This is a genomic window from Streptomyces natalensis ATCC 27448 (genome assembly GCF_000935125.1).
GTDB lineage: Bacteria > Actinomycetota > Actinomycetes > Streptomycetales > Streptomycetaceae > Streptomyces > Streptomyces natalensis.
Genome location: NZ_JRKI01000045.1, coordinates 208200 through 216349, shown reverse-complemented (window position 1 = coordinate 216349; position 8150 = coordinate 208200). Strand labels below are relative to the sequence as shown.

The following is an 8150-nucleotide window of genomic DNA, read 5'->3' as shown; positions in this document are numbered from 1 at the left end:
GAATGGTTCCGCTGTCTTTCGCTCAGCGCCGGTTGTGGTTCCTGTACCGCTTCACCGGCCCGTCGGCCACCTACAACATCCCCGTGGTGCTGCGGCTGCGCGGCAGCCTCGGCGTCGAGGCGCTCGGCGCGGCGATACGGGACGTCGTGCTCCGGCACGATTGCCTGCGCACGTTGATCGGCGAGGACGAGAGCGGCACCGCATTTCAGCGCGTGCTGCCGCCCGGCGAGGTGACGTTGGACATACCCCTGGTGCGCGTGCGGCCGGAGGATGAGGCCGCCGCCATCGCCGAGGTGATCGAGCACCCCTTCGACCTGGGCACCGAGATCCCCGTACGGGCGCGCGTACTGCGCCGCTCCGACGAGGAGCACGTACTCGCGCTGGTGATCCAGCACATCGCGGCCGACGGCGGCTCGGTCGCCCCGTTCATCCGCGACCTCACCACCGCATACACCGCACGGCTGAGCGGCGGCGCGCCGGACTGGACGCCGCTCCCGGTCCGGTATGTCGACTACACGCTGTGGCAGCGCGAGTTGCTCGGTGAGGAGTCCGACGAGGACAGCGTGCTGGCCAGACAGGTCAGGTACTGGCGGCAGGAGCTCGAGGATGTACCGCAGCCGCTGCCGCTGCCGCTGGACCGGCCACGGCCTGCGCTGGCGGGATACCAGGGCGACGTCGTCGACTTCACCGTCGAGCCAGAGCTGTTCGCCGGAATCGAGGCACTAGCCCGCGGCCGCGGAATGACCGTGTCGATGGTGTTCCAGGCCGCGCTCGCGGTCCTGCTGCACCGGCTTGGTGGTGGCGAGGACCTCACCATCGGCTCGCCGATCGCGGGCCGCATGGACGAGGCCCTGGCCGACATGGTCGGGTTCTTCGTCAACACCTGGGTGTTGCGGGTGGGCCTGGCCGACAACCCGTCGTTCGGACGTGTCCTTGAGCAGGTGCGGGACAAGGCGCTGGCCGCGTACGAGAACCAGGACGCACCCTTCGAGCGGCTGGTCGAACTGCTCAACCCGGACCGCTCGCTGTCCTACCACCCCTTCTTCCAGGTGATGTTCGCCTGGCAGAACTTCACCCGGCTCGACCTGGAACTGCCGCACCTGCAGGTCATCGCTGAGCCCGTGCCCACCACCACCGCGAAGTTCGACCTGTTCTTCAACTTCGCCCCTGACGCGACGGGACGGGGCGTATACGGAGTGATCGAGTACGCCACCGACCTGTTCGACCGCGGCACAGTCGAGCGGATCGCCGAGCGGCTGCGGAGCGTATTGCGCCAGGTGGTGTCCGACCCCGGCCGAAGCATCGGCTCCGTCGGTGTCCTCGAGCCCGGCGAAGGGGAACGGCTGCTGCACGGGCTCAACGACACCGCCGTGCCCGTGCCGGACAGATCGATCCATGGACGGTTCCGGCGCCAGGTGGCCGCCACCCCCGATGCCATCGCGCTGGAGGCCGGTGAGACCACGCTGACCTACCGGGAACTCGACCAGCTCTCCGATACCTTCGCGCACCACCTCATCTGCAGAGGGGTGGGCCCGGAGTCCCTCGTGGCGGTCGCTCTCAAGCGCTCACCCGACCTCGTGGTGAGCATGCTGGCGGTGCTCAAGGCAGGCGGCGCTTACCTCCCGATCGATCCCGGCTACCCGGCGGAGCGCGTGACGTTCATGCTGCGCGACGCGGACCCCACGGTCGTGATCACTGACGGGGAACTCGCCGTGCCGGATGGCCTGCCCAGCATGCCGGTCGACGCGCTGCGCACCGCCGTGGACCAGGCACCGCACCCGGCGGACCGCAGCGACCTCCTCGCCTACGTCATGTACACCTCGGGCTCGACAGGGGTACCCAAAGGCATCGCGGTGACCCACCACAACGTGGTGAGCCTGGCCGCTGACCGGCGCTGGAGCGGCGGCGCCCACGCCCGCGTACTGCTGCACTCCCCGCACACTTTCGACGCCTCCACCTACGAACTGTGGGCGCCCCTCCTCGGCGGCGGCCGGGTGGTGATCAGCCCCCCGGAAGACCTCCACGCCGCCACCGTGGCCGCGCTGGTGGCTGAGCGGCGGCTCACCGCGCTGTGGCTGACCGCCGGGCTGTTCTCGGTGATCGTCGATCAGGACCCGACGTGCCTGGCTGGGCTGCGCGAGGTCTGGGTGGGCGGCGACGCGGTCTCCCCGGCCGCGGTGGAGCGCGTCCTGGCCGCCTGTCCGGGACTGACGGTGGTCAACGGATACGGCCCCACCGAGACGACGGTGTTCGCCACCTGCCACCCGGTTTCCTCGGAGCCGGTGGGCGCAGAGGTGCCGATCGGGCGGCCGATGGACAACATGCGGGTGTTCGTGCTGGATGCGGGGCTGCGGCCCGTTCCGCCCGGTGTCGTGGGCGAGTTGTACGTGGCGGGCGCCGGCCTGGCCCGCGGCTATTTGCGCCAACCCGGTCTGACCGCCGGGAGGTTCGTGGCCTGCCCATTTGGCGGGCCGGGCGAGCGGATGTACCGGACCGGGGACCTGGCGGCGTGGACCCCCACGGGCGAGCTGGCATTTCGGGGCCGTGCGGACACCCAGGTCAAGGTCCGCGGGTTCCGCATCGAACCGGGGGAGGTCGAGACCGTCCTGACCGGACACCCAGCTGTGGATCAGGCGGTCGTGGTCTCCCGCGAGGACCAGGCAGGCGATCAGCGCCTAGTGGCCTATGTCGTCCCGGACGTGACCGGGGCCGGCTCGGCCGCCGACGAACAGGTCGGAGAGTGGCAGCAGGTCTACGAGCGTATGTACGCCGCCGGAGACGGTGGCCTGGGCGAGGACTTCACCGGCTGGAACTCCAGCTACACCGGCAAGGCCATCCCTCTGGCAGAGATGCGGCAGTGGAGGGACGCCGCCGTCGAGCGGATCCTGTGCTGGTCCCCGCGCCGGGTACTCGAACTGGGCACTGGATCGGGCCTGTTGCTTGCCCATATCTCCCCGCACGTCGAGGAGTACTGGGGCACGGACTTCTCCGCCGCCGCGGTCGACGGGCTGCGCAGCCAGGTGAACGCGGCTGCGTGGGCGGACCGGGTACACCTGCGCCACCAGGCCGCGGACGATGTCTCGGGCCTTCCGGCGGGACGGTTTGACACGGTCGTCCTGAACTCGGTGGTGCAGTACTTCCCGGACGCGGACTACCTCGATCGGGTGCTGAGCCAGGCGATGGAGCTGCTGGCCCCAGGAGGCCGGGTCGTCATCGGCGATGTGCGGTACGCGGGCTCGCTGGGCCTGCTGCACCGCGCCGTGCAGCAGGCCAGGTACCCCGGCGCCACCACCAGCGCGCTCCGGGCCGCGGTGGAGCACGCGGTGTTCGTGGAGAAGGAACTGGTACTGGCTCCCGAGTGGTTCACACGGTGGGGCGAGCGCAATGGCGCTGCCGCCGTCGATGTCCGGCTGAAGTCCGGCACTGCCCACAACGAACTGACCCGGCACCGCTACGAAGTCGTCCTGCACAAGGCCCCGGCGCGTCCGGTCCCCCTCGGCGAGCTGCCGACGCTTGAGTGGGGCACCGAGGTCGGGGACCTCGCAGGCGTGGGCCGACGGTGCCGCTTCAAGCACGACACCCCCGTACGCATCACGGGCATCCCCAACGCCCGCTTAATCGGCGAGGGAGGACAGGTCACCGACGGGGAAACCGGTATCGACCCGCAGGAGGTCCAGGACTGGGCCGCCGCCCAGGGCTGGGGGTCGCTGGTGACCTGGTCCCACGCGGTCGACCGGTTCGACGCCGTTGTGTGGCCGGGCGGCCCCGCGCCCGGGCGGGTGTTCACCGGCAGCTATCTCCCGGGTGGTCACACCGGCAGGGCGCTGTCGAACGACCCGGCCGGGGTGCGCGAAGTCGGCTCCCTGCTCACTGCCCTGCGCGGATACGCGCGCGAGCGGCTGCCCGACTACATGGTGCCCTCGGCCGTCGTGGCCATCGGCAGCATTCCGCTGACACCGAGCGGCAAGCTGGACCGGCGGTCTCTGCCCGCCCCGGACTACGCGGGTACGACGGACGGGCGAGCACCCCGAACCCCGCAGGAGGAGATCCTGGCGGGCCTGTTCGCCGAGGTGCTGGGACTCGACCGCGTCGGCGTCGACGACGACTTCTTCGTGATGGGCGGCCACTCCCTGCTGGCGACACGGCTCGTCGGTCGGATCCGCGCCGAATTGGGCGTCGAGGTGCCGGTCCGGGCCGTGTTCGAGTCCGGCACGGTGGCCGGGCTGGCCGCGCACCTGGCCGCGGGGCCGGGCGCGCGCCAGCCCCTGGTGCGGCAGACTCGCCCGGAGCGGGTGCCGCTGTCCTTCGCACAGCAGCGGATGTGGTTCCTGCACCGACTCGAAGGGCCTTCCACCAGTTACAACATGCCCACCATGCTGCGGCTGCGCGGCGCGCTTGACGTGGCGGCGCTGCGGGCGGCGCTCCTCGACCTGGTCGTGCGGCACGAGAGCCTGCGCACGCTGATCGCTGAGGACGAGGACGGCATGCCGTATCAGCGGATCATCCCGGCAGAAGAGGTGCCGCTGGACGTGCCGGTCACGCCGGTCGCGTCCGACGGCCTCGCCGACGCCATGCGGGCTGCGGCCGGGCACCGGTTCGACCTCTCCACTGACATGCCCTTACGAGCCACAGTGCTGCGCTGTGCCGAGGACGACCACGTCCTCGCGCTGGTGCTCCATCACATCGCCGGCGACGGAGGCTCGGCAGCCCCGCTGGTCAACGACCTTACGGCGGCGTACACCGCGCGCCGGGACGGTCAGGCGCCGGAATGGAGCCCGCTGCCCGTGCAATATGCGGACTACGCCATCTGGCAGCGGGCGATGCTCGGCCAGGACTCCGAGGACGGCAGTGTGATGGCCGCCCAAGAGGGCTATTGGCAAAGGGAGTTGACTGGAACGCCCCAGCCGCTTCCGTTGCCGGTGGACCGTCCGCGCCCGGCCATGGGAGCCCGTCGCGCGGACCAGATCGAGTTCGAGGTCGGGCCGGACCTGCTCGCCGCTGTGGAAGAGCTGTCCCGCGGCCGCAGTGTGACGGCCTCGATGGTGCTGCAAGCCGCCCTGGCCACCCTGCTACATCGGCTGGGCAGCGGCGACGACATAACCATCGGCTCGCCGATCGCGGGCCGAACAGACCAGGCGCTGACCGATCTGGTCGGGTTCTTCGTCAACAGCTGGGTGCTACGGGTGCGGTTGACCGGCGACCCGACGTTCGAGCAGATACTCGATCAGGTCAGGGGTAAGGCCCTGGCCGCGTACGACAACCAGGAAGCGCCCTTCGACCGCCTGGTCGAGCTGCTGAACCCCGACCGCTCTGCCGCCTACCACCCGCTCTTCCAGGTCGTCCTGGCCTGGCAGAACAACCCGCGGGCCGAACTTCGCCTGCCCGGCCTCGCGGTCAGCATCGAACCGGTCCCCGGCACCGCTACCGCCAAGTTCGACCTGTCCTTCCTCCTGAGCCCCGACGTGCGGGGCGGCGCCCTCGGCCTTCTGGAGTACGACACCGACCTCTTCGACCGGAACACCGTCGCCAAGCTCGTCAACCGGTTCCTCCACGTCCTTGAGCAGGTCACCGCAGACCCGGCCCGCCCCGCTGGCTCGGTCGACGTGCTCGAGCCCGGCGAACTCCTGCGGCATGTAAGGGAGCTAAACGACACATCCGTACCGGAGCCCGGCGGCACGATCCCGGCGTTGTTCGCGCGGCAGGTGGACGCCACCCCGGACGCGGTTGCGGTTACGGCGGGCGGGGAGTCCCTGACCTACCGCGAGCTCGACAGCAGGGCCGAGACGGTGGCTGCTGAGCTGGTCCGACGAGGCGCCGCCGCTGAGTCCGTGGTAGCCGTGGCCCTGCCACGGTCGCTGGACCTGATCGTTGCCCTGCTGGCGGTGGTCAAGTCCGGCGCCGCCTACCTGCCGATCGACCCCGAATACCCGGCGGAGCGGCAGGCGTTCATGCTGCGTGATGCACGGCCGCTGTTCGTCGTATCCACCGCCGAGTTCGCCGCCCGCCCGGCCCAGGACGACTGCCCGCGCGTGGTCTTCGACGACCTCGCCGCGGTCACCGGTGCGCCCGGCCCGCGGGTGGACCGCGTCAGCCACTGCGACCGCCTTGCCTATGTGCTGTACACCTCGGGATCTACCGGACTGCCCAAGGGCACCGGGATCACCCACCGCGGCGTGGTCCAGCTCGCGGCGGACCGGCGCTGGCGGCGTCCGGCGGAGGAGAGCGTCCTGCTGCGCTCCCCCCACACCTTCGACGCCATGACCTGGGAGCTGTGGCCGACGCTGCTGCGCGGCGCCCGGCTCGTGGTGGCGCCGCCCGGTGACATCGACGACGCCGGCGTCTTCGCGGCCCTGGTGGCCGAGCAGCGGATCACCACGACCTTGCTGATCACCTCGGTCTTCCACCACCTGGTCGACCAGGACCCCGCGTGCCTGGCCGGGCTGCGCGAGGTGTGGATTGGCGGTGAACGGCTCTCGCCCGCTGTGGTCGAGCGGGCCGCGAAGAGCTGCCCGGACACGGTGTTCCTGAACGCCTACGGGCCGACCGAGGTCACCGTTTGCTCAAGCGTGCATGAGCTGTCGCCAGAGCAGGTGGGCGCGGAGGTGCCGATCGGGCGGCCGATGGACAACATGCGGGTGTTCGTGCTGGATGCGGGGCTGCGGCCGGTTCCGCCCGGTGTGGTGGGCGAGTTGTACGTCACCGGTGCCCGCTTGGCGCGCGGCTATCCGGGCAGGGCTGGTCTGACGGCCGGCAGGTTTGTGGCCTGCCCATTTGGCGGGCCGGGCGAGCGGATGTACCGGACCGGGGACTTGGCGGCATGGACCGCTGCCGGGGAGCTGGTGTTCCGAGGTCGCGCGGACAACCAGGTGAAGGTCCGCGGGTTCCGCATCGAGCCCGGTGAGGTGGAAGCAGCGCTGCTGGCGCACCCGTCGGTGACCCAGGCGGCCGTGATCGCTCGCAGGGTCCGGGACACCGGAACGCACCTGGTCGCCTATGTGGTGGCCGCCGAGCCCGAACCCGGCGACCTGCGGAAGTACCTGGCGGGGACGCTGCCGAACTTCATGGTGCCCTCGGCGGTCGTCCTCCTTGACCGGCTTCCGCTGACGCCCAACCGGAAGCTGGACCGCGCGGCCCTGCCCGAGCCGGTCTTCGCGGCCGCTGAGTACCGGGCGCCGCGCACACTCGATGAGGAAGCCCTGGCCGGGCTGTTCGGCGAGGTGCTCGGGGCGGACCGGGTCGGCGTCGACGACGACTTCTTCTCTCTGGGCGGCCACTCGCTGCTGGTGACCCGTCTGGTCAGCCGGATCGCCGCGGTCATGGGGGTGTCAGTGCCGGTCCGGGAGGTGTTCCAGCACTCGGTGGTGGCCGACCTCGCCCTGCGGCTGCGGTCCGGCACCGCGCCGGACACGCCAGAAGACCCGTTCGCCGCGGTGCTGCCGATCACAACGGAGGGGCGCCGGCCACCGCTGTGGATGATCCACCCCGGTGGCGGGCTGTGCTGGGCATACATGGGCTTCGTCGACTACCTGCCGGACCGGCAGCTCTACGGTCTCCAGGCGCCCGAGTACGATCCGACGCGGTCGAGGGCGCGCTCCGTTGAGGAGATGGTTGACACCTATCTGGACCACATGGCCACGGTCCAGTCCGAGGGCCCGTACTACCTGATGGGCTGGTCCAGTGGCGGCACCCTCGCGCACGCGATGGCCGTGGAACTGCGGCGGCGGGGGCACGAGGTGGGCCTGCTGGCGATGCTGGACAGTGCCGCCTCCGGCGGGCGCGGGGCCGACAGCGCCTTCGACGAGGACGACATCCTCCAGGACGCACGCACGCAGGAACTGGTGCATGACTACCTGGGCAGCGCGGCGGGCGGGGTCGATTTCCGCTCGCTCTTCAGGACCATGGCCAGTGTCACCGTTGAGCACGCGGCGCTCCTCGACGCCTTCACCACCCCCGTGTTCGACGGCGACTTGCTGTTCTTTACCGCGACGGTGGGCAACCACGGCTTCGCCGCCCAATGGGCGCCGTACGTACGCGACATCCACGAGCACGAGATCCCCTGCGAGCACCGCGACATGTCCCGGCCCCAGCACGCGGCCGCGATCTGCGCGGTGATCGACCGGGTGCTCGCCGACATCGACAACCCACTGTGA

The 8150-nt window shown here is 70.6% G+C and carries 1 protein-coding gene; it reads left to right on the top strand.

Annotation, left to right across the window (positions count from 1 at the left end):
* Window positions 1-2 precede the first annotated feature (2 nt).
* Window positions 3-8150, top strand: a complete 8148-nt coding sequence (locus SNA_RS38720; RefSeq protein ID WP_052809011.1) for an amino acid adenylation domain-containing protein — start codon at window positions 3-5, stop codon at window positions 8148-8150.

Excerpts from the sequence above, each read along its gene's own strand:
- SNA_RS38720 (WP_052809011.1), top strand. The coding sequence starts at position 3 with ATGGTTCCGCTGTCTTTCGCTCAGCGCCGGTTGTGGTTCCTGTACCGC.